Raw genomic sequence first — 20,973 nt, forward strand, 5'->3', positions numbered from 1 at the left:
TTTACATAAAAACTCTGCTATCATCACTACTTGGAGTTTGTTTAGAATTAAATAACTGTTTAGAAAGTTCAGAAAATTAGTTTTGTAAAGAAATAGTTCTCTGTTATAATAAACCTATTGTCATGCTCAAGAGCGATGACTGTAACTATTGGAGGCTCAAATGTCAAAATTTCTAGTGATTGTAGAATCACCTGCTAAGGCGAAAACCATTGGTAAGTTCCTTGGTAGAAATTATAAAGTAAAAGCATCTGTAGGTCATGTAAGGGATTTACCTAAGAGCAAGATGGGTATTGATATTGAAGACAATTATGAACCTCAGTACATCACCATTCGTGGTAAGGGCGAGGTAATCAAAGAATTGAAAGCCGCTGCTAAAAAAGCGGATAAAATCTACCTTGCTACCGATCCAGACCGAGAAGGCGAAGCGATTGCATGGCATTTGCAGACACTTCTCGAAAAGCAAGGAAAGACTTTTCACCGTATCGCGTTTAATGCGATTACAAAGGATGCGGTCAAAGGTGCGCTTAAGGAAGCCCGTGATATCGATATGAACCTTGTCGATGCGCAACAGGCGCGAAGAGTGCTTGATAGACTTGTGGGTTACAGCATCAGTCCTATCCTATGGAGAAAAATCAGAAGAGGTCTTTCCGCCGGTAGGGTTCAATCTGTCGCAACTAGGATGATATGTGATCGTGAGAATGAAATCGAAAAGTTTGAGAATGAAGAGTACTGGACGATCAAAGGTGACTTCAAATCCAATGATTCGAAATTTGAAGCAATGTATTATGGATTAGGCAGTGAGAAGACCGCTCTTCCAAATGAAGAAGCGGTTCAAAAAGTGCTTGGAGAACTCTCTGATGAGTTTTTAGTAGAGTCGGTTGTCAAAAAGGCAAAAAGACGTCAAGCTTATGCTCCGTTTATCACTTCGAGTCTTCAGCAAGAGGCGGCAACGCGTTATGGTTTTTCGACAAAAAAGACAATGATGCTTGCACAGCAGCTATATGAAGGTGTTCAGGTAAGTGATGGAACTGTAGGTCTGATTACGTATATGCGTACGGATTCTACAAGGATCGCTCCTGAGGCAAGTGATGCGATTTTAGCCTTTATCGACGAGACTTACGGATCGGATTATAAGGGAAAAGTACCAAAATCCAAAACGAACAAGAACGCACAGGATGCCCATGAGGCAATCAGACCATCTTATGTGGAGAGAACTCCTGAGTCCCTTGAAAAGTACCTTACGAAGGATCAGCTTAAGTTGTATCAACTTATTTGGGAGAGAGCGGTTGCTTCTCATATGACCGATGCTGTTTTCGATCAGACTTCGATTGTTTTGAACAATCAAGGACATACGTTTAAAGCTTCTGGAAGCATCATGAACTTCGATGGTTTCTTGAAAGTATACAGCTTTACCAAGACTAAGGAGAGCCTGCTTCCTGAAATAGAAGAGGGAACCTCTATGAGCGCTAGTTCGATTGAACCGGAACAGCACTTTACACAGCCGCCTGCAAGGTATACAGAAGCATCGCTTGTTAAGGCGATGGAAGAGCTTGGTATCGGCAGACCAAGTACTTATGCTCCGACTATCTCGACGATCCTGTCTAGAGGTTACATCGAGCGTGAGAAAAAGGCGCTTAAACCGACTGAGCTTGGCGCGCTCATCAACGACATCATGGTCAAGTACTTCGACAAAATTGTGGACGTCGGTTTTACCGCATCTATGGAGCAGCAACTGGATGAGGTTGAAGCTAACGGTACCCAGTGGAAAAACATTATTGCGGGATTCTATGGCGATTTCAAGTCAAGCCTGGATCATGCGGAAGAAGAACTCGAAAAGATCGATGTGGTAGAAGTCACCGACGAGATATGCAACGTATGCGGATCGCAGATGGTTATCAAATATGGTAGATTCGGCAAATTCCTCGCATGTGCGAATTATCCGGAGTGTGAGCATACACGACCTCTTCTAAAGCGCATTGGAGTTAAATGTCCTGTGTGCAAAGAGGGTGATGTGATTGAACGTAAGACCAAGAAGTTCAAGAATTTTTATGGTTGTTCGGCATTTCCAGATTGTAATTTCATGAGTTGGCACAGACCTACCGGTGATCCATGCCCTACATGTGGTGATCCACTCATTGAATATAAAACTAAACGGAAACATGAGATATCATGCCTTAACAAAGAGTGTGATTATAAAAAAGCAATCGCTCAGGAAGAGTAATTGTCAGAGGAGGAAACAATGGCTAGTACATTATTAGAAAAAACGAGATTGTTGAATAGAGTGCTTCAAAATGTTGGCGACAAAGCGGTGTCTTTCAACGAACTTGCTATTTTACTTCGTCAAACACTGAATTCAAACGTTTATGTGGCTGGTAAAAAAGGTAAAATGCTTGGTTACAGTCTGGATATCGAAGAGGATAGCTCTATCATCATCGATGAGACTTCAGGAACGCAAAAATTCCCTGACCACTACAACGAGAGTCTGCTTACGCTTCACAACACGATTGCCAATCTGACAGGTGAGAAATTACTTGAAATTTTGACAAATGAGACAAACAGCGCCCATAAGTTCATTACGATCGTTCCGATTTATGGCAATGGCGAAAGACTTGGAACTTTACTTCTTGCAAGACATGACGACTTGTTTACGGATGAGGATCTTGTCCTTGCAGAAATAGCCGCTACGGTTGTCAGTATGGAAATCATCAGATCAAAATCTGAGGAACTTCAAGAGGAGTTGAGAAAATCAGCTGTTGTACAAATGGCTATCGGTACGCTTTCTTATTCTGAACTTGAGGCGATTGAGCACATCTTTGCTGAACTTGACGGTGATGAGGGACTACTTGTTGCAAGTAAGATTGCAGACCGTGTCGGAATCACTCGTTCTGTCATTGTAAATGCACTACGTAAGTTCGAGAGCGCAGGCGTGATCGAATCGAGATCGCTTGGTATGAAGGGGACGCATATCCGCATACTTAACGATAAGCTGATGCCTGAACTCAGTAAACCAAGAAGATAAGCTATTGAGCCTTCCACATTTGGAAGGCTTTTTTTATTACAACAACATGTAGTCGAATCTACGCAAAACTTTCATAGATGTGGTATAATTAAATTTAAATAGGCTTAAACTGAAACAAGTCTATCAAATAGACGATAAATGATTTAACGAAAGGGGGACTTGCTATGTTAAATAATGCTTTTCAGGCGATCGACCTGCAAAAAAAAGCCTTGGATGCAAGTTGGCTCAGACAGGATATATTATCTAACAATATTGCGAATGTGAATACTCCGGGATATAAACGACAAGACGTGGAGTTCGAAAACCTTTTGGAGGACTACTTGAGCGGAAAGCGGTTCAGTATCAACGCCACGCATCCTGGTCATATCACCGACGGCTTCTCGGGTCTTGATTCGGTCAGACCGCGTGTGATAACAGAGGAAAACACAAGCTTAAGGATTGATGGCAATAATGTCAATGTGGATACCGAGATGGCCGAACTTGCGAAGAACAGCATCAAGTACAACGCAGTGGTCACTGACGTGAACTCGCAGTTACGAAGACTGAAATCTGCAATTAGTGGTGGGAGGTAAGTAGATGAGCTTTTTTAAATCGATGAGTATCAGTGCGTCAGGGATGACCGCTGAACGCCTTCGCATGGACGTGATTTCAAGAAATATCGCCAATGCAAATACGACTAGAACGGCTGCAGGAACACCCTACAGAAGACAGATGGCTGTAGTCAATCAAGTGAATGCCGGCAGTTTCGAAGACATGCTTTCTCAGGCGACGGGCAGTATCGTCACCGGATCTGGTGTCGAGGTTTCAAACATCGTGGAGGATCAATCTCCTTTCAAAATGGTCTACAACCCTGGACATCCCGATGCGGATGAGGACGGTTATGTCGAAATGCCGAATGTGGATACCGTCACAGAAATGATCAATATGATTTCGGCGACTAGAGCCTATGAAGCGAATGTCACAAGTATAAACAGTGCGAAAACAATGGCGATGAAAGCACTTGATATTGGGAGATAATAAATGATGAAGATTAATGGCTTAACTCAGCCGACAAGACTGATCGACAAGACTCAAGTCAATAATATCGGGGTAAAAAAGGCAAACTTCGGCGAACTGTTAAGTAACGCGATCGGACAAGTCGATTCTGCGGAAAAAGTTTCTCAGGAGTATGACATGATGGTCGCCACAGGTGAGGTCGATAATCTTCACGATGCCATGATTGCGGCACAAAAAGCTGAAATCACTTTAAATTTCGCCTTGGAAATTCGTTCTCAGGTACTGGATGCATATAAAGAACTTATGAGAATTCAGGTATAATAGGGGGCATTTATGGGAGAATTGATCAATAAACTCAGAGATCAGGCGGTTGCCTGGTTTAATAGCATGGACCAGAGAAGAAGAATTCTGGTTATCGGCGGTGCGGTCGGTTTTGTTTTGGTTGTCGCTGTGCTGCTCATCATGGTCACCAGACCCAACTACGTAGCGATCAATCGTGGTCTTACGGCCCAACAGGCGGCTGGTATCACCGCGAAGCTTGAAGAGGAGAATATTCCTTGGAAAAGTGAGGATAATGCCACAACCGTTCTAGTGCCGCAAAACCAGGTCGATCAGGCGAGAATGGCTTTGTCGCTTGCCAATCTGACTTCGAACGACGGTTTTACATATGACGATGTATGGGCGCAGATCAGCTTTACACAGACTACCGAAGAAAAGAACAAGATGTTCCTGATTGCCCAGCAGACCAGCATTGCCAACTCGCTTAAATTTATCGAATCGATCGATGAGGCGAAGGTGATTCTAAACGTTAAGGAATCGAGCAGCTTCTTGAATCTTGAAGAAGATGTTTCAAGCGCTTCGGTGTACATAAACGTCAATCCGAACAATCAACTTAACGATTCACAGGTAAAGAGTATTGTCAACTTTGTCACTACCGCTGTGAAAGGTCTGACTCCCGATAAGATTACGATCATCGACCAGACGGGAATGCAACTTAATAATTATGAGCTGTCAAGCGAACAGGGGTCGTCTTCAAAACAGGATGAGCTCAAAGTTGAAGTGGAGCAGAGGCTTGATAAGAACATCAAAGAATTTTTAGCGCAGATCTATGGCGATAAGAATGTCAATGTCATGACTAGCGTGACGCTTGATTTTGACAGTCAAACGACAAACACCATTCAGTTTTCGACGCCTGTCGAAGGTGCTGAAGATGGACTTTTGAGATCGGTGGCATCCCTAAAGGAAAATGTTGTGAACAACGCTTCTGGCGGAGTAGCAGGTACGGACACCAACACGACGGAAACCCCTAATTTTACGACGACCGACAGTGGTTCGTCTGATTATACTAAGTCGCAGGAAACTCTGAATTACGAGCTTAATGAAGTGCAGCAGACCATTGTGAAGTCAGAGGGCCAGATTTCAGGGATCTCAATCGCGGTCATCATCAATAAGACGGCACTTGTCGACAGCGAGCTGTCGGATGAGGATAAACTTAGACTCACAAACCTGGTTTCAGCAGCAGCAGGCTTTGATGACACAAAATACGTTGAAGTGTTCACCGGCGACTTCCAAGTGGAAGCGGTTGTTCCTTTGACGCCTGATGTTGCGACACTCTTCAATATACCGATCTGGATATTCGCAGTCGTTCTGGGAATATTCGCAGTCGCAGGCCTTGTGACCTTCCTGATGATTAGAAGAAGAGCGTCGAACCTTAAGGCAGCTCAGGAAATCATTGAGGAACGCGAGGAATTCGAAGAGATCGACACTGAGTTCCAGGATAGATCGAGTCCGAAATATCAAATTGAGAAATTTATCGATTCCAAGCCAGAAGCTGTCGCACAGTTATTACGTTCTTGGTTGAGTGAAGATTAACTAAACAAATAGGTCCACATCCATATGGACCTATTTTCTTACGAATATATGTACTAGGGGTGCAATAATGGCGAAAAAGAGTGGATTGACCGGTAAAGAGAAAGCAGCTATCCTATTGATTGCTTTAGGTCCTGATAAGTCGGCGACTATCTTCAGTCACCTGCAAGATGAGGAAATCGAAGAGCTTACTTTGGAAATAGCAAATATGAGAAAGGTTTCTCCAACGGAAAAAGAAGAGATTCTTGAAGAGTTCTATCAGATCTGTCTGGCACAGGAATTCATATCCGAGGGTGGTATCAACTATGCGAAGGAAGTCCTCGAAAAAGCGATGGGGTCTCAAAAAGCGCTCGAAATTATCAACAAGCTGACTGCGTCGCTACAAGTCCGACCTTTCGACTTTGTACGAAAAGCGGATGCCGCACAGCTTCTAAACTTTGTACAAAACGAACATCCGCAGACACTGGCACTGATCCTTTCGTATTTGAGTGCGGCACAGGCAGCTACGATTCTATCTGCGCTACCGCAAGAAAAACAGGCGGATGTAGCACAACGTATCGCTCAAATGGAATCGACATCACCAGAAGTCATCAAAGAAGTGGAACTGGTTCTAGAAAGAAAACTTTCTTCGATGGTAACGCAGGATTACGCTGCGACGGGTGGTATACAGTCTATTGTTGACATTCTTAACTCAGTCGACCGTGGAACTGAGAAGTTTATTATGGAAACGCTTGAAATTCAAGAAGCGGATCTTGCCGAAGAAATCAGAAAGCGTATGTTCGTATTCGAGGACATCATCAATCTGGATTCCGTATCGATCCAAAGATTCCTTCGCGAGGTCGAAAACAGCGAACTTGCGATAGCGCTTAAAGGTGCTACGGATGAAGTGAAGGATATGATCTTTGGAAACATGTCCAAACGTATGGCTGAAATGCTTACGGAAGATATGGAGTTCATGGGACCTGTTAGAATTAGGGACGTTGAGGAATCACAACAGAAAATTGTTAATATCATAAGAAAACTAGAAGAAGCTGGAGAAATTATCATTTCTCGTGGTGGAGGAGATGAGATCATTGTCTAAGTTAATTAAATCATCGCGTATCATACTCGGTGATGACAGGTTTAAGATCTCAGCTGAAATCACCATGCCTGTCGATCAAGGGTTTCACCCGAGCGCTTTTAGTGAGGACCGCAAGGAAGTTCATGGAAATATCCACGAGGATCCGGATGCCGCATCGCCTGAAAGCCTGATCGAACAAGCTGAGGATACAGTGATGGCCATGCTTGACCAGGCGCAGGTGGAAGCTGATCAAATAATTCAAAATGCTAGAATGTCAGCTGACCAGATTGAGAATGAAGCGCTTGATAAAGTAAAGGCCATCTTTGAAAATACAAAAGCTGAAGCCATGGACAAGGGGTATGCTGAGGGATACAACGAAGGTCGAGCTGAAGCGCAGGTTCTGATAGATGAAGCCTTAATGATCAAAGAGGAGCTTAGGCTCCAAAAGGAAAGTCTTGTGAAGGACCTTGAAATCGAATCGGTGCAGCTTGTACTTTCGATTGTTGAAAATATCCTGGGTAAGGAAACCGAAAATAGAGGGATGATCATAGGACTTGTTGAAAAAGGACTAAGTCATCTTACGTATACGACACAAGTAGCCGTTCGCGTAAGTGAGGACGATTATGAGTTTGTTGTAGAAAGCAAGCCCAAAATACTTGCTATGGTTGAAAATGTGGATGATGTGATTATAAAAAAAGATATGTCTTTGAAGCGCGGCGACTGTATCATCGATGCGGATGCTGGGAGTATCGACGTTAGCCTAAATTCTCAGGCGGAACAGGTCAGGTCGATATTTGAAGCGCTACTGGCGAGTGAGTGATATGTTAGAAAAATATATTGATGCACTGAATAAATCGACTCTTGTTAAGTTCGTAGGAAGAGTTACAAAAGTAATCGGTCTTACCATCGAAGCCAACGGGCCGCAGGTGAAAATCGGAGAAGTCTGTCTTATCATTCCTGTTGTCGGAGAAAAACCGGTGGTATCAGAGGTGGTCGGTTTCAGTCATGACAAGGTCCTGCTGATGCCTCTTGGAGATATGGTGGGTGTCGGTCCTGGCTGCAAAGTGGTCGCTACGGGATATGAGCTGAACGTGAAGGTAGGATTTGGACTTTTAGGTCGTGTGATCGACGGTATCGGTGAACCCATTGACGGCATGCCGACAATCGGTTCCGGGCAGACTTATACGGTGAACAACCAGCCCCCGAATCCTCTTGTCAGACAAAAGATTGAAGATGTCATGTCCTTGGGGATCAAGGCTATCGATGGTCTCTTGACTGTCGGCAAGGGCCAAAGAGTAGGTGTGTTCGCGGGTAGCGGTGTCGGAAAATCGACTTTATTAGGCATGATCGCTAGAAACACTAGGGCGGATATCAATGTAATCGCCTTAATTGGAGAGCGTGGTCGTGAAGTCAGAGAGTTTATCGAACATGATCTAGGAAAAGAAGGATTGGAACGTTCGGTGGTAATCGTGGCGACTTCGGATAAACCTGCGCTTGTTCGTGTTACCGGAGCGCTGCTTGCTACTGCGATCGCTGAATATTTTAGGGATCAAGGCAAGAATGTGATTTTGATGATGGACTCTCTTACTAGATTTTCAATGGCCCAAAGGGAAATCGGATTAGCGGTAGGCGAACCACCTGTGACCCGAGGATATACTCCGTCAGTTTTTGCCATGCTGCCCAAGCTCTTGGAAAGGGCGGGTAATTCAGATATCGGGTCGATTACCGGTCTTTATACAGTACTGGTGGATGGTGATGATATGAATGAACCTATCGCCGATGCCGTACGGGGGATCCTTGACGGGCATATCGTCCTGTCAAGAGACCTTGCCAATAAGGGGCATTACCCTGCGATAGATATTTTACAAAGTATTTCCCGTGTTATGCCAAATATCATTTCGAACGATCATCTGATGGCTTCACGTGTGGTCAAGGAATGGATCGCCACCTATCGTTCCTCAGAAGATCTGATCAACATCGGGGCATATGCAAAGGGTTCCAATCCCAAGATTGACTTGGCTATTGAAAAAAACGAGCAAATCAATAAGTTTCTGATGCAGCTTGTAGAAGAGAAAATCGATAGCGATGACACGAAGAAACTTTTGTTAAGTCTAGTGGGGTAACCAGTTAGAGGTTGATGATGGCATTTAAATTCAGATATGAGAACGTACTTAAGTTAAGGGAAGACGAAGAGGAACAAGCAAAAAACCGTTTGGCTGTCGCGATTAATCGGCGAGAGACATTGCTTCAAGAAAAACAGCGGCTTCAGGATGCGAAACAGGATTTTGAGGAGCATAACAGCGAGCATTTTGCAAAGGGAATCAAGGCGTCGGACTTTGCTATCTTAAACGCCAACAAACTGTGGTTTAAAGACGAGCTTAAAAGATATGAAGCATCCATCCATCAAGTGGAGCTTGAAATGGTCTCGTTAAGGGTTGCGCTTGTGAAGGCGACTCAAGAGAAGAAAAAAATGGAAAAGTTAAAGGAACGTGCGCTTAATCTTTATCTGGATAAGGAAAAACACATCGAAACCGAGATGAATGACCAGATTGTTACTTACCAGGCGTCGAAGAAGAAACTTAGGGGATGACAATGAAAAATTTCTTGATTGGTCTTATATTGATAATTTTAATACCGGCTATGATTGTGACTGGTCTATATTTCTTATTACCTGATTTTCAAGCTACTGCAAACGATTATCTGAAAGTGCTTCCTGGAAGTGCAGGTGCTTACTTCGAATCGATTCCTACAGAAACCGAAACCGAAGAGCAGGTGTCTCAAATCGCGTCCTATCTGCTGCAGATCGATCTTGAAAGAGCGGTCGACAAGCTGAACTTGATTGAGAATGAAGATGGACGTACGATGGATCTGGTCGTGAAGAGCATGCTTCGTATGGATCCGAATAAAACAGAGAAGATACTTGAAGAAAAAAGAAGACAAAGCCTGAAGGAAAATGTCGTACTTAGCACGCTTGAGCAAATTACGGAAGAACAATCCGAAGATGCGAAAGAAAAAGCCGCATATCTCAAGGAGTTGTCGGGTGTTGCTGCAATTGAAGAAATACAACAGATTCTTGATAACGAAGTGGATGCCTATGCGATTGTCGCAAAACTTTTTGATAACATGACGGATGAAACGGTGGCTCAGATCGTGCCCTATTTGAACGAGTCGGATGTCAATGCTATTTTCAGTCTGTTGACACAAGTAAGGGTGCTCGACATCAAGACCCTTCTATCCAACTTGGAAGTAAGCAATCAATCGCTTTATAATACGGCGGTGATCCTAAACGGAAAGACGACAGAGGAGCTTGTCGATGCGATCGGTACGACCAATAGCTATACGATGGATGAGCTTGTGAAGATCTATGAGAATATCGGCCCGAAAAGGGGTGGACAGATCCTTTCGCGTGTCTCAGACGACGAGTTCATTTTTAAACTTGTCAATGCGATTAAAGACAGTCAGCTGCTTAATTTGGGCATTGATAATTTTACAGAAGATCTTTTAAAATCGCTAAACATTTACAAGGCATATGACGATAATATAAGTGAGCTCGTCAGTATCTACTCAAAAGTAGACGACGGCAGGACTGCAGAGGTCATTAAGCGTTTATATTGGAATACCGGAAACGTAAACAGGTATCCACTGAACAATGGTGATGAAATCATCATTTCTGACGCTAATCTGGCAATTGATTTGTTAAAGTCCTTCCCGACGAAGAAAATCGCTTCAGTATTATCGTACCTTGACAATAGCATTTCTACAGAGATTTCAACAAAGCTCGCTTTACCCGACCTCAACTAGGAGGTTACTATGTCTATACTCAATGTAGGCACTCGTGGTAATTCGTTACAGTCTACTATGCACAGACCCAATACGACTACTACGAAAACAGAAACACCGTTCGGGCAACTCATGTCGGCTCAACGAAGAAGAATACCGATAGGACATGAAGGACCACCCCCTGCTACTGATGAAAAGGATACTCGAAGATTTCCTAAAAAGGAACTACCGGTCAATAGCAGAGCACCACTGCATAAGGTGGAAAAACCGAAGTCAAATGGTGAATCCGATAAAGCCGCCAAGCCGAAAGAGGATTCGAAGTCGCCCGCTCAGACAACTGAGCCTACACCGATACCAGATCGAATCAAGACTGACGGTGAAAAGGTCGACGACAAGGTTGTAATTGAAGAAAGCGCTGAAACCGGCGAAACTAGTGAGATTAAAGAGCTTCCAGCTGATGCTGTTGTTGAATTACAACACGTTAATTTGGAAGCTGTTTTGGCTTTAATCGAAAGTATCGCACAAGAGCTAAATTCAGACGTGACTTCAAGTTTGGAGACCACAAATGCGATTGAAGGAGTCGACCAGGCGCTTGTCGAACTGATCGATTCGTCACCTCTTGACAAACTTGCTACAGAAATTGAACTGATGAGCTTGAAGATGGCCGTAAAAGATATCCTGTCTAAAGATTACAACGAAGACGGCGTATCGGAAGTGGCGGTTAAAGATCTGGAGCAGATTGTTCAAGGATTAACTGATCTGATTGGAACATTATCAGCAGCTTCTGAAAACGAAGTCGGTGTGAATCCAGAAAAATTGGATATGTTGGCTAAGTTTGTCGCTAAAATGGAAGGTCAGATTGAAAAGGTGACTGTGCAGACAGAAACTGCTAAGAATGATTCGCAGGAACTTAAAGGCGAAGCTGATCTTGCAGTCGAACCAGTTGTAGACGCTTCGACAGGTCAAGGAAACGCCTCTGAACAAGAATTTACTCAGAATCAGAGTCAAAGCCAGCAATCGGAAACATCAGAAGTTGTTCAAACGGCATCTGCCGAGTCAGAGAAACCCCAACATCTCATGAAGGATGAACCTGTTTTGAAGGTTCAAGAAGTCAAAATCGACGGTCAAGTCACCGAAGCACAGAAATCGGTAGACGAGGTAAAAGTGATAGAGACTTCGAATGACAGAATGCAGTCGTTGAGACAAATGACTAGGGACAGTGTTTTTGAACAAGTGAAAAGCGCAATCATGAAACAAAGTTTTAAAGCAGGCGATCATTCAGAAATGATCATAAAGTTAAAACCAGAGGAATTAGGTAAGGTAGAGCTGAAAATTGAAGTGCATAAGGATTCTGTGATCGCGAAGTTCAATGTCGCATCACAAATGGTCAAGGAAACGATAGAAAGTAGTTTGAGCGATTTACGAAACAGCCTCAAAGATAAGGGGTTTAGCGACATGGCGTTTGATGTGAATGTCGGAAAAGGGAAGTCTGAACAAAACAAGCAAAGCGGTCAGCAAAATGCTAGAAGACAAAGACATATGCTGCAAAGCGTATCGCTAGAAGAAAGGGATATGACCTACGTAAGGTCGCTTACAGCGATGGTTGGTGGGACATCCTTTGAACATTTAGCCTAGGAGGTGAATCGAATGGCAATCGGATCAGCAACTTCTGCTGTGATCAACGGTTCTTTTACAGAACAACAAATCAAGTATCTCGAACAGATAGAGCAGAAAGCGAAAACAGATAAGTTGACGCAAAATCAGGACATGGGTAAAGATCAGTTCCTGCACATACTCTTAACCCAGTTATCCAATCAAAATCCAATGGATCCACTACAAGATAAGGATTTTATCGCTCAGATGGCACAGTTCAGTTCTCTTGAAAACATGCAGGCGATGAATGAAACGTTTGGAGAAGTTAAAGAAGATTTAGGTGATATCAAACTATTGCTTCAAAAACAAGCGAGCTCGACTGTCTCAACAGAGCAGACCGATGTTTTGAACACCATAAACGAATCTCTTGGAGTCATACAGAATACTCAACTCGCGCAGTTGAATCTACTGATGAACCAAGCGAGTGCTAATGAAGCATATGAGTGAGGTGAATAATGAATAAGCATGTGAACAATGCCTATATTCTCAATCGTGTGAACAGCAACACTCAGACGAAACAACCTCAAACTACTGTGTATAAGCCAAGCGGACAATCGTTTGAAGACGTGCTTAGAAGCATACAAAAGAGTGAAGTTGTGGTCAGCAAACACGCGATGGAAAGACTTGACAGCCGTTCGGTGAAGCTGAACGATGTCGAACTGAAATCTGTCTCTGACGCAATGGACAAAGCAGCGGAAAAAGGTATTAAAGATGCGGTGATTATCATGGGAGACAAGCTTTTGATCGCAAATGTTCCCAACAAGACAATTATTACTGCGGCGTTTAAAAATGACATGAAAGAAAAAATAATCACAAAAATTGATGGCGCGATATTCATATAGCTGGACCAAACGGAAGCTATGACTCCCCGAACGACAGACGGGAGTCGCCGCGCAGACTCTAGGAGGTCAATATTATGATGAGATCTATGTTTTCCGGTGTATCTGGTTTAAGAGCACACCAGGCGAGAATGGATGTAATCGGTAACAACATTGCCAATGTTAATACAGTTGGTTATAAAAGCAGCTCTGTACAGTTTGCTGAAGTGTTTTCTCAGACGATGCAAGGTGCAGGATCGCCTCAAGAAGGGCGGGGCGGCACCAATCCACGTCAGATCGGACTTGGTGTAACAATCGGCGCTATTGATGTAAACCATACGAAAGGTTCAACTCAACGTACGGATAACCCAACAGACCTGATGATTGACGGAAACGGCTTTTTCGCTGTGACTAACGACGCGAATTATCAGAATCGATTCTTTACGCGAGCTGGTAATTTTTCAATCGATAAGCTTGGAAATCTTGTCACACCAGGGGGTTTCAAAGTTTTGGGGTCGGATTTCAAACCGATCCAGATTGATAGATCTACTACAAAGACAGCAACAGAAACAAACGAGATTGAAATCGGAAGCAACATCAATTTTGCCGAGGAAGTGGATCCGACAACCAATATCGCATACACGACATCATTTGATGCGTATGATAGTATCGGAAATATCCACACTGTGACGATGAATTTTGGTGAGAAGATCCTATTCGACGATGGTACTAACAAAGGATCATTTAGAAATATTGAATTTACCAATCCGAACTTGACTGGAACAGTCGGTAGTTTGAATCCGATAAGTTATACACCACCTACTGAAAATGCGAATGCGCTTTATGCGAAATTCGATGACAGCGGTGTGTTTCAAGGAATTTTCACCATAGCTACAGCAGATATCGACGCAGGCGGCTTCGCGACAGGTGGAACACAGCTTAACACCTTTGGACTTTCTCTATCTGTTCCGGGTGCAAGTGATATCGATGTAACCTTATACAACGATACGGTAGTGCCGGTGAATAATAGTTTTGCAAATCTGACTCATTATGCAGCCACTAGCGATGCAAAAGGAAAGACGATTACCGGTAACTCTTCTGGCGCAATCGACAGCTTCAACGTATCTCAAGCGGGTGAAATTGTAGCGACATATACCAATGGTGAACGTGAAATTCTCGGCGTTATCGTTCTTGCTGATTTTGACAATCCTGCTGGTCTTACCAAAGTTGGTGCCAACATGTTTGCGGATACGCCCAACTCAGGAAGTCCGAAGTACGGAGAACCGGCATCCGCAAGTTTTGGAGCTTTAGCTCCAGGTGCGCTTGAGATGTCAAATGTCGACCTATCCGCGCAATTTACGGATATGATCACGACTCAAAGAGGATTCCAGGCGAATTCGAGAGTAATTACAACAACAGATGAAATGTTACAGGAATTGGTTAACCTAAAACGTTAGTGGGTAAACACTAACTGATGGCGAACTGATTTAGCATAGCTGAGTTTACCCAGCTGACGCGATTGTCGGCTGGGTATATTAAGGGGTTTATATGATTAAGGTAAGTAGATTGAATGGAAAGGAATTTATTGTAAATTGCGATTTGATCGAATTCATTGAATCGACTCCAGATACTGTGATCACCTTGAGTACGGATAAGAAAATTATCGTCAGCGAAAGTATTGACGAAGTTATTGAAAGAATAGTACAATATAAGCAGAAGACTAGTATTTTACCCAGTTCTGGGCTGATTTATAGAGACGAGGTGTAATCTTTTGGATATAGGTACTATAGGAGGTATTGTCGTCGGACTTGCCTTACTTGTTTGGGGGATTCTCTCGGGTGGATCGGGGATGGGAGATTTTATCGATCCAGGTTCGATTGTTATCGTTGTTGGGGGTACTTTCTCAGCAATTTTTGTCGCGTTCCCGATGAGCAATGTGCTTGGAATAGGTGGCATACTTGGTAAAGCCATAGGAAACGCACCCAATAACGCAGGTGAAATAATCACAAAGGTCATCGATCTGGCAAACGTCGCAAGACGTGAGGGACTTCTCGCTCTTGAGGAGGCTGTGGACCAGGTGAACGATGACTTTTTAAAAAAAGGAGTTATGCTGATTGTAGATGGTACGGACCCTGAACTTGTGAAGTCCATTCTAGAAACAGAACTCGCTTACATAACTGGAAGGCATTCATCAGGTAAGAAAATGTTTGATGTTCTTGGCAGTTTCGGACCGGCATTCGGCATGATCGGAACACTGATCGGACTTGTTGCCATGCTTAACGCGCTTGATGATCCATCTTCTATCGGGCCGGCGATGGCTGTGGCCCTGCTTACAACATTTTATGGCTCAGTCCTTGCCAATCTGTTTTTTATTCCGATTGCCAACAAACTCGATGTGAAAAGTGGAGAAGAATTACTTGTAAGAGAGATAATGATCGAAGGGTTATTGTCTATTCAGGCTGGAGAGAACCCAAGAATTATCGAAGAAAAATTAAAGGCGTTCTTATCACCTAAGGTTCGAAAAACATTATCAGCTACTGAAGACGGTGGACGAGATGAGTAAGAAGCAAAAGAAATGTGAAGAAGGCGGAGGCGCTCCCGAATGGATGGCCACCTACGGTGACCTTGTAACACTTCTGATGTGTTTCTTTGTACTGCTGTTCGCCTTCTCAGAAATCGATGCGCAAAAATTCGATGCTGTAATGCAGTCTTTCCAAGGCTCGGCTGGCGTTCTTCAAAGTGGTGAATCCATGAGTCCTTCTGAACTTTTGTTTGACGGAATGCCTGAAAACAAGAAAACCGAGGATGGAGAAAGCAATAAGAAGAACCAAGAAGTAGAAGCTCTAAAGGAAGAAATAGAAAAATTTAAGCAAGAAAGCGGTGTTGATTTTGAAATAGGACTGGTCGTTGAGGAAAGAGGACTTAAAATAACTTTTCCTGACAACGCCTTATTTGATTCAGCGAAGGCCGATTTAAAACCGGACGCGCTTTTGACATTGGATTTTATGAGCCAGGTGCTCAACGAGGATATGTTTAAAGGCAGGCAGATCCGTATCGAAGGACACACGGACAACGTGCCTATCAATACGCTAAGGTTTCCTTCAAACTGGGAACTTTCAACCATTAGGGCAACTACCGTACTAAGGTACTTCACAGAAATCAAAGCTATGGAAGACAGTCGCTTTATGGCATTAGGGTATGGCGAATACAGACCTGTTTCCACAAATGATAGTAGCGAAGGCAGATCTCAGAACAGACGAGTCGATATTGTGGTACTAACTGAAGAAGAACAAGAAAAAGAGCCAAGCAACTAAAGAGGTGGAGCAATGAAAAAAATCATTATATTTGGCGGTATAGGTTTGGTAGTGGTGATCATCGGTGTGGTAGTCGCAATCGTGGTGTTGGGTGGAAACAAAGAACCTAAAGTCGAACCCATCGTCTATTCGGAATTCCCTTTGGGTGAGCAATATACGAACATCGTGACTGAAGAAGGCGCCGCGCGTAAGCTGATTTTAAAATATAATCCTGTGATCGAGTATACGGAGATCGATAAGGATGTGGATTTGCTTCAACTGATCACCGATAGACAAACCCTTATCAAAAACGAATTCAGAAAATATTTTATGACTAGGGACGTCGAACAGTTGAATCGTCTTGACAGGGTGCAAGAGGACCTTACAGAAAAGGTAATCGAGATTTTGGAGTCGGATACGGAGTCCATCACAAACGTTTATTTCCTGGAATTTATTATTCAGTAACAACTACTTGACTTATAAAAGGAGGTGACGTCATGTCGGATGTATTATCCCAAAATGAGATAGATGACCTGCTCAACGCCTTAAGTGCTGGTGAAGTTGACGTCGCTGAGATAGAAGAGGATACAAAAGAGAAGAAGGTCAAGAAGTACGATTTCAGAAGACCGGACAAGTTTGCCAAAGAGCAATTACGTACTCTCGAAATCATACATGACAACCTTGCAAGACTGATTAACAATTTTCTTAGCGGATATCTACGATCTGTTGTTGAAATCGATGTATTATCGACTCAGAGTATGGTCTATAGTGAGTTTAGCAACTCGATCTCCAATCCTGCTATTTTAGGTATCGTAAACTTTTCGCCGCTTGAAGGGCAGATCATCGTGGATATTTCGAACGATGTCGCTTTTTCGATGGTAGAACGTCTACTTGGCGGAATGGGTAAGAACCCGCTTTTAAAAGAAGCCAGGGCCTTGACTGAAATAGAGGAAGTCCTGATTCGCAATATCATCGTAAAATTTATCAACTTGATGAGAGAATCATGGGCAAATATTATTGAACTTAAACCAAAGCTTGAAAATATCGAAACGAATTCTCAATTTGCACAAATCGTGTCACCAAGCGAATCCATCGCCCTAGTCACGTTCAATTTGAGGGTTGGAGATACAGAAGGAATGATCAACATCGCCATTCCTCACTATGTTATCGAGCCGATCCTACCGAATCTATCGTCTAAGCTATGGTTCAGCGGTGGAACAAAACGTGAGAAGACAGTCATTGAAAGGCAATCACTCGAAGAAAGACTCGAAAGATCGAAAGTTCCTGTCAAAACGATCGTGGGACGATCCACAATCAGTGTCAGCGAACTGCTTACTTTGTCTGTAGGAGATGTGGTAGTGCTTGATAATAACGCTAAATCCGAATTTGAAATATATGTCAAAGACGAGCTGAAATATTTTGGGAAGCCAGGCACGCATAAAAACAGAATGGCAGTTAAAGTATCTAGAATAAATGAGGAAGGAGCGGATAATCATGGCTGATATGCTTTCGCAAGAAGAAATTGACGCTCTACTAAACGGCGGTGGCGATTCGTCAGATGACAGTCAATCAGTTGATATGTCGCTTCTAACAGACGAGGAAAAAGATGCACTTGGTGAAGTCGGCAATATCAGCATGGGAACTGCTGCGACTACACTATTTACTCTACTTAGTCAAAAGGTGACGATTACGACTCCAAAAGTTACCGAAACGTCAATCAAGGAATTAGTTGCGCGTTTTGATGCTCCATGTGTTACAATTAACATTCAATATAAAGTTGGCATCGAAGGCGTCAACTTATTGATTATTAATGAAAAAGACGTAAAAATCATCACAGATCTGATGATGGGCGGCGATGGTACCAATGTACCTGATGAGCTGAACGATCTGCACCTTAGTGCGATTGGCGAAGCGATGAATCAAATGATTGGATCGTCTTCAACCTCACTTTCTGAGATGATCGGTCAAAAGGTGGATATTTCTCCGCCAGAGGCTATCTATGAGGATTTGGGAGATCTTACTGAAGAAAGAATAGGACTTGATCCTAATTCCACTTTAGTTATGATATCGTTCAGAATGACAGTCGGTGACTTAATTGATTCAGAGATTATGCAGTTGATGCCTATCGATGTAGCAAAGCAGCTTGTTGCTAGCCTGATGGGACCTACTGAAGAACCTGAACCTGTACAATCCACTGCCCCACCTGCACAAGCACCTGTTCAGCAGGCCCCACCTGCTCAGCAACCGCAAATGCAGCAGCCGCAGATGCAACAACCGCAGATGCAGCAGCCACAAATGCAATACGATCAGTCAAATGCTCAGCAAATCCCTATGCAGCAACAGGGATATCAGCAGCAGGCTTATCAACAACCTCAAATGCAACAAAGACCTCCAGTCAATGCACAAAATGTACAATTTGAAAGTTTTGATGGGTCAGGTCAGATTGGTGGTATACATAGTGATATAAGTTTAATTCGCGATGTACCTTTAGAAATTTCTGTTGAGTTGGGACGAACCACTAAGAAGATTAGTGAGATACTTGATTTGACAACAGGGTCTGTGATTGAACTTGATCGCCTGGTAGGCGAATCACTGGATATACTGGCAAATGGAAAAGTGATTGCAAAGGGTGAAGTTGTTGTAGTTGATGAAAACTACGGTGTGCGAATCACAGAGATTGTTGTACCACAACATCGATTGAATTCTAATTAGCTTAAGGAGGAAACAAAATGGCAAATCGCATTTTGATTGTAGACGACGCGGCATTTATGCGAATGATGATCAAGGATGTTCTTACAAAGAACGGATATGATGTAGTAGGTGAAGCCGAAAATGGACAAAAAGCCATTGAAAAATACAAGGAATTGACACCAGACTTAGTTATCATGGATATCACAATGCCTGAAGTAGACGGTATCCAAGCCGTAAAAGAGATCAAAGCTTCAGATCCGAGCGCGAAAATAGTAATGTGTTCTGCGATGGGACAACAGGCGATGGTTATCGAATCGATTCAAGCTGGAGCTAGAGATTTCATTGTAAAACCTTTCCAAGCTGACAGAGTCATTGAAGCTGTTAAAAAAGTTATTGGTTAATGGATATTCTAATCGGCACATCTGAATGGTCGAAGGGCACATTTGGAGTGGTTTCCTATTTCATGTTTATTGTAGCGGTAGTCGTCCTTGCTTTTGGTACGACTCGCTACATTAGTACGATGTATGCAAAAGGCGTCCAATCACGCAATATAAAAATTATTGAAAAAGTCAATTTGGCTGCAGACAAAAGTTTGTGGCTTATTGAGCTTGGAGAGAAAGTCTATTTTGCTTATTCCGACAAGAACGGCATGCAAATGCTTGATCAGGTTTCGCCTGAGCTTCTAAACTTACAGGCCAAAGAAAGTACGCAGTCCTTCTCCAATGTGTTGAAGAAAGTCATGAATAAGAAACAGGAGAAACTATGAAAAGGCAATTGATCTCATTCGCCTTGTTGGCGTTAATACTCATTGCATTTGGAGCAGTGTTTGCGGATGCTCCTTTTCAAATTCCAAATATCGAACTTAAAGTAGGGGATGATACGACAGGGTTGACTTCAACCGTTCAGGTAATCATCCTTTTAACTGTACTCACACTGGCTCCGTCCATTATAATCATGACGACTTGTTTTACTCGAATCATCATCATTTTTTCCTTTATGAGAAAAGCGCTTGCGCTTCAATCGACGCCACCAAATCAGATTTTAATCGGTCTGTCGCTTTTTTTGACCCTTTTCATTATGGGTCCGGTTTTTACAACAATTTACGATGATGCTTATATTCCTATGGCTGAAGGTACAATTTCGCAAGATGAGGCGTATGAGAAAGCGATTAATCCCTTAAGGGATTTCATGTTTAAGCAAGTCAGAACCGAAGATCTCGCGCTTTTTGTCAAGATAAGCGGCGAAGGTCCTGTGACCACATTGGATGAAGTGAGCACTACGGCCTTAATTCCTGCTTTTGTTATCAGCGAAATGAAAACAGGATTCATCGTAGGATTCCTACTGTTCATACCTTTCATTGTAATCGATATGGTAGTCGCATCGACGTTGATGGCTCTAGGGATGATGATGCTACCGCCGGTCATGATTTCTCTGCCGTTTAAGATCTTGCTCTTTATACTTGTAGACGGATGGAATTTACTTATCAAAGCGATTATTCAGGGGTTTAACGTATGAGTGAAAGTATGGTTATCGATTTATTCAGGGAAGGGGTTTCAACGATCCTAATGGTAAGCGCTCCGATGATGATCACGGCCTTAGTTGTCGGTTTGATTATCGCAATATTTCAGGCGACTACTCAAATACAAGAGCAGACGTTGGCGTTTGTCCCTAAGATCATCTCTATCTTTTTAGTGATGTTGCTCTTGGGACCATGGATATTGAGCACTATTGTCGGCTACACAGAAAATATATTTGAGAATTTAGTGTTATTCTTGAGATAGATGGGGACAAATC

At 43.0% G+C, this 20,973-nt stretch carries 25 protein-coding genes; all 25 read left to right on the forward strand.

The genetic code is table 11. From position 1 onward, the window contains the following. Window positions 1-160 precede the first annotated feature (160 nt). Window positions 161-2,221 (forward strand): type I DNA topoisomerase, encoded by a 2,061-nt coding sequence (gene topA / locus DWB64_RS08225; protein ID WP_129487742.1) that lies wholly within the window; start codon window positions 161-163, stop codon window positions 2,219-2,221. Window positions 2,222-2,239: 18 nt separating this feature from the next. Then, a complete protein-coding gene (gene codY, locus DWB64_RS08230; RefSeq protein WP_129487743.1) occupies window positions 2,240-3,019 on the forward strand; it encodes a GTP-sensing pleiotropic transcriptional regulator CodY in 780 nt (259 codons plus the stop codon). 164 nt (window positions 3,020-3,183) lie between these two features. Continuing rightward, on the forward strand, window positions 3,184-3,591 hold the full coding sequence (flgB, locus tag DWB64_RS08235; protein ID WP_129487744.1) for a flagellar basal body rod protein FlgB: 408 nt from the start codon (window positions 3,184-3,186) through the stop codon (window positions 3,589-3,591). Window positions 3,592-3,595: 4 nt separating this feature from the next. Further along, window positions 3,596-4,036: a flagellar basal body rod protein FlgC gene (gene flgC / locus DWB64_RS08240; RefSeq protein WP_129487745.1), complete on the forward strand. Its 441-nt coding sequence runs from the start codon at window positions 3,596-3,598 to the stop codon at window positions 4,034-4,036. Window positions 4,037-4,039: 3 nt separating this feature from the next. Continuing rightward, complete coding sequence (fliE, locus tag DWB64_RS08245; RefSeq protein ID WP_129487746.1) at window positions 4,040-4,336, forward strand: flagellar hook-basal body complex protein FliE; 297 nt, start codon at window positions 4,040-4,042, stop codon at window positions 4,334-4,336. A 12-nt stretch (window positions 4,337-4,348) separates the two neighbouring features. Continuing rightward, window positions 4,349-5,887 (forward strand): flagellar basal-body MS-ring/collar protein FliF, encoded by a 1,539-nt coding sequence (gene fliF / locus DWB64_RS08250; protein WP_129487747.1) that lies wholly within the window; start codon window positions 4,349-4,351, stop codon window positions 5,885-5,887. 67 nt (window positions 5,888-5,954) lie between these two features. Next, window positions 5,955-6,965 (forward strand): flagellar motor switch protein FliG, encoded by a 1,011-nt coding sequence (gene fliG, locus DWB64_RS08255; protein WP_129487748.1) that lies wholly within the window; start codon window positions 5,955-5,957, stop codon window positions 6,963-6,965. Continuing rightward, complete coding sequence (locus DWB64_RS08260) at window positions 6,958-7,764, forward strand: FliH/SctL family protein (RefSeq protein WP_164980315.1); 807 nt, start codon at window positions 6,958-6,960, stop codon at window positions 7,762-7,764. Before fliG ends, DWB64_RS08260 begins: the two co-directional genes overlap by 8 nt. A gap of 1 nt (window position 7,765) precedes the next feature. After that, on the forward strand, window positions 7,766-9,067 hold the full coding sequence (fliI, locus tag DWB64_RS08265) for a flagellar protein export ATPase FliI (RefSeq protein ID WP_171831359.1): 1,302 nt from the start codon (window positions 7,766-7,768) through the stop codon (window positions 9,065-9,067). Between the two features lie 17 nt (window positions 9,068-9,084). Further along, window positions 9,085-9,534 (forward strand): flagellar FliJ family protein, encoded by a 450-nt coding sequence (locus DWB64_RS08270; protein WP_164980316.1) that lies wholly within the window; start codon window positions 9,085-9,087, stop codon window positions 9,532-9,534. Between the two features lie 2 nt (window positions 9,535-9,536). Beyond that, the gene (locus tag DWB64_RS08275) at window positions 9,537-10,745 is read left to right on the forward strand and encodes a hypothetical protein (protein ID WP_129487752.1); all 1,209 of its coding nucleotides are present in this window, start codon (window positions 9,537-9,539) and stop codon (window positions 10,743-10,745) included. 9 nt (window positions 10,746-10,754) lie between these two features. Beyond that, entirely contained in the window at window positions 10,755-12,359 is a 1,605-nt protein-coding gene (locus DWB64_RS08280) for a flagellar hook-length control protein FliK (protein ID WP_129487753.1), read from the forward strand. 12 nt (window positions 12,360-12,371) lie between these two features. Beyond that, entirely contained in the window at window positions 12,372-12,824 is a 453-nt protein-coding gene (locus DWB64_RS08285; RefSeq protein WP_129487754.1) for a flagellar hook capping FlgD N-terminal domain-containing protein, read from the forward strand. Window positions 12,825-12,832: 8 nt separating this feature from the next. Further along, window positions 12,833-13,219 carry a TIGR02530 family flagellar biosynthesis protein gene (locus DWB64_RS08290; RefSeq protein WP_129487755.1) on the forward strand — a complete coding sequence of 129 codons (387 nt, stop codon included), beginning with the start codon at window positions 12,833-12,835 and terminating at the stop codon, window positions 13,217-13,219. 74 nt (window positions 13,220-13,293) lie between these two features. Continuing rightward, on the forward strand, window positions 13,294-14,652 hold the full coding sequence (locus tag DWB64_RS08295; RefSeq protein WP_129487756.1) for a flagellar hook protein FlgE: 1,359 nt from the start codon (window positions 13,294-13,296) through the stop codon (window positions 14,650-14,652). Window positions 14,653-14,743: 91 nt separating this feature from the next. Beyond that, entirely contained in the window at window positions 14,744-14,962 is a 219-nt protein-coding gene (locus DWB64_RS08300; RefSeq protein ID WP_129487757.1) for a flagellar FlbD family protein, read from the forward strand. A gap of 4 nt (window positions 14,963-14,966) precedes the next feature. Next, the gene (locus DWB64_RS08305) at window positions 14,967-15,758 is read left to right on the forward strand and encodes a motility protein A (protein ID WP_129487758.1); all 792 of its coding nucleotides are present in this window, start codon (window positions 14,967-14,969) and stop codon (window positions 15,756-15,758) included. Continuing rightward, a complete protein-coding gene (locus DWB64_RS08310; protein ID WP_129487759.1) occupies window positions 15,751-16,509 on the forward strand; it encodes a flagellar motor protein MotB in 759 nt (252 codons plus the stop codon). The genes DWB64_RS08305 and DWB64_RS08310 overlap by 8 nt, the downstream gene beginning before the upstream one ends. 12 nt (window positions 16,510-16,521) lie before the next feature. Beyond that, the gene (locus tag DWB64_RS08315; RefSeq protein WP_129487760.1) at window positions 16,522-16,953 is read left to right on the forward strand and encodes a flagellar basal body-associated FliL family protein; all 432 of its coding nucleotides are present in this window, start codon (window positions 16,522-16,524) and stop codon (window positions 16,951-16,953) included. 32 nt (window positions 16,954-16,985) lie between these two features. Then, window positions 16,986-17,990 (forward strand): flagellar motor switch protein FliM, encoded by a 1,005-nt coding sequence (gene fliM, locus DWB64_RS08320; RefSeq protein WP_129487761.1) that lies wholly within the window; start codon window positions 16,986-16,988, stop codon window positions 17,988-17,990. Further along, window positions 17,983-19,200 carry a flagellar motor switch phosphatase FliY gene (fliY, locus tag DWB64_RS08325; RefSeq protein ID WP_129487762.1) on the forward strand — a complete coding sequence of 406 codons (1,218 nt, stop codon included), beginning with the start codon at window positions 17,983-17,985 and terminating at the stop codon, window positions 19,198-19,200. The genes fliM and fliY overlap by 8 nt, the downstream gene beginning before the upstream one ends. Before the next feature lie 17 nt (window positions 19,201-19,217). Continuing rightward, window positions 19,218-19,580: a response regulator gene (locus DWB64_RS08330; RefSeq protein WP_129487763.1), complete on the forward strand. Its 363-nt coding sequence runs from the start codon at window positions 19,218-19,220 to the stop codon at window positions 19,578-19,580. Further along, window positions 19,580-19,945 (forward strand): flagellar biosynthetic protein FliO, encoded by a 366-nt coding sequence (locus DWB64_RS08335; RefSeq protein WP_129487764.1) that lies wholly within the window; start codon window positions 19,580-19,582, stop codon window positions 19,943-19,945. The genes DWB64_RS08330 and DWB64_RS08335 overlap by 1 nt, the downstream gene beginning before the upstream one ends. Next, complete coding sequence (fliP, locus tag DWB64_RS08340) at window positions 19,942-20,694, forward strand: flagellar type III secretion system pore protein FliP (protein WP_129487765.1); 753 nt, start codon at window positions 19,942-19,944, stop codon at window positions 20,692-20,694. Before DWB64_RS08335 ends, fliP begins: the two co-directional genes overlap by 4 nt. Next, window positions 20,691-20,960 carry a flagellar biosynthesis protein FliQ gene (fliQ, locus tag DWB64_RS08345; RefSeq protein WP_129487766.1) on the forward strand — a complete coding sequence of 90 codons (270 nt, stop codon included), beginning with the start codon at window positions 20,691-20,693 and terminating at the stop codon, window positions 20,958-20,960. Before fliP ends, fliQ begins: the two co-directional genes overlap by 4 nt. Window positions 20,961-20,973 lie beyond the last annotated feature (13 nt).

The sequence above is a fragment of the Fusibacter sp. A1 genome (assembly GCF_004125825.1).
GTDB lineage: Bacteria > Bacillota > Clostridia > Peptostreptococcales > Acidaminobacteraceae > QQWI01.

Excerpts from the sequence above, each read along its gene's own strand:
- fliM (WP_129487761.1), top strand. The coding sequence starts at position 16,986 with ATGTCGGATGTATTATCCCAAAATGAGATAGATGACCTGCTCAACGCC.
- DWB64_RS08310 (WP_129487759.1), top strand. The coding sequence starts at position 15,751 with ATGAGTAAGAAGCAAAAGAAATGTGAAGAAGGCGGAGGCGCTCCCGAA.
- DWB64_RS08280 (WP_129487753.1), top strand. The coding sequence starts at position 10,755 with ATGTCTATACTCAATGTAGGCACTCGTGGTAATTCGTTACAGTCTACT.
- DWB64_RS08300 (WP_129487757.1), top strand. The coding sequence starts at position 14,744 with ATGATTAAGGTAAGTAGATTGAATGGAAAGGAATTTATTGTAAATTGC.
- fliP (WP_129487765.1), top strand. The coding sequence starts at position 19,942 with ATGAAAAGGCAATTGATCTCATTCGCCTTGTTGGCGTTAATACTCATT.
- fliF (WP_129487747.1), top strand. The coding sequence starts at position 4,349 with ATGGGAGAATTGATCAATAAACTCAGAGATCAGGCGGTTGCCTGGTTT.
- DWB64_RS08290 (WP_129487755.1), top strand. The coding sequence starts at position 12,833 with ATGAATAAGCATGTGAACAATGCCTATATTCTCAATCGTGTGAACAGC.
- codY (WP_129487743.1), top strand. The coding sequence starts at position 2,240 with ATGGCTAGTACATTATTAGAAAAAACGAGATTGTTGAATAGAGTGCTT.
- DWB64_RS08275 (WP_129487752.1), top strand. The coding sequence starts at position 9,537 with ATGAAAAATTTCTTGATTGGTCTTATATTGATAATTTTAATACCGGCT.
- flgC (WP_129487745.1), top strand. The coding sequence starts at position 3,596 with ATGAGCTTTTTTAAATCGATGAGTATCAGTGCGTCAGGGATGACCGCT.
- flgB (WP_129487744.1), top strand. The coding sequence starts at position 3,184 with ATGTTAAATAATGCTTTTCAGGCGATCGACCTGCAAAAAAAAGCCTTG.
- topA (WP_129487742.1), top strand. The coding sequence starts at position 161 with ATGTCAAAATTTCTAGTGATTGTAGAATCACCTGCTAAGGCGAAAACC.
- fliG (WP_129487748.1), top strand. The coding sequence starts at position 5,955 with ATGGCGAAAAAGAGTGGATTGACCGGTAAAGAGAAAGCAGCTATCCTA.
- fliE (WP_129487746.1), top strand. The coding sequence starts at position 4,040 with ATGATGAAGATTAATGGCTTAACTCAGCCGACAAGACTGATCGACAAG.
- DWB64_RS08315 (WP_129487760.1), top strand. The coding sequence starts at position 16,522 with ATGAAAAAAATCATTATATTTGGCGGTATAGGTTTGGTAGTGGTGATC.
- DWB64_RS08330 (WP_129487763.1), top strand. The coding sequence starts at position 19,218 with ATGGCAAATCGCATTTTGATTGTAGACGACGCGGCATTTATGCGAATG.
- fliI (WP_171831359.1), top strand. The coding sequence starts at position 7,766 with ATGTTAGAAAAATATATTGATGCACTGAATAAATCGACTCTTGTTAAG.
- fliQ (WP_129487766.1), top strand. The coding sequence starts at position 20,691 with ATGAGTGAAAGTATGGTTATCGATTTATTCAGGGAAGGGGTTTCAACG.
- DWB64_RS08295 (WP_129487756.1), top strand. The coding sequence starts at position 13,294 with ATGATGAGATCTATGTTTTCCGGTGTATCTGGTTTAAGAGCACACCAG.
- DWB64_RS08285 (WP_129487754.1), top strand. The coding sequence starts at position 12,372 with ATGGCAATCGGATCAGCAACTTCTGCTGTGATCAACGGTTCTTTTACA.
- DWB64_RS08335 (WP_129487764.1), top strand. The coding sequence starts at position 19,580 with ATGGATATTCTAATCGGCACATCTGAATGGTCGAAGGGCACATTTGGA.
- DWB64_RS08270 (WP_164980316.1), top strand. The coding sequence starts at position 9,085 with ATGGCATTTAAATTCAGATATGAGAACGTACTTAAGTTAAGGGAAGAC.
- fliY (WP_129487762.1), top strand. The coding sequence starts at position 17,983 with ATGGCTGATATGCTTTCGCAAGAAGAAATTGACGCTCTACTAAACGGC.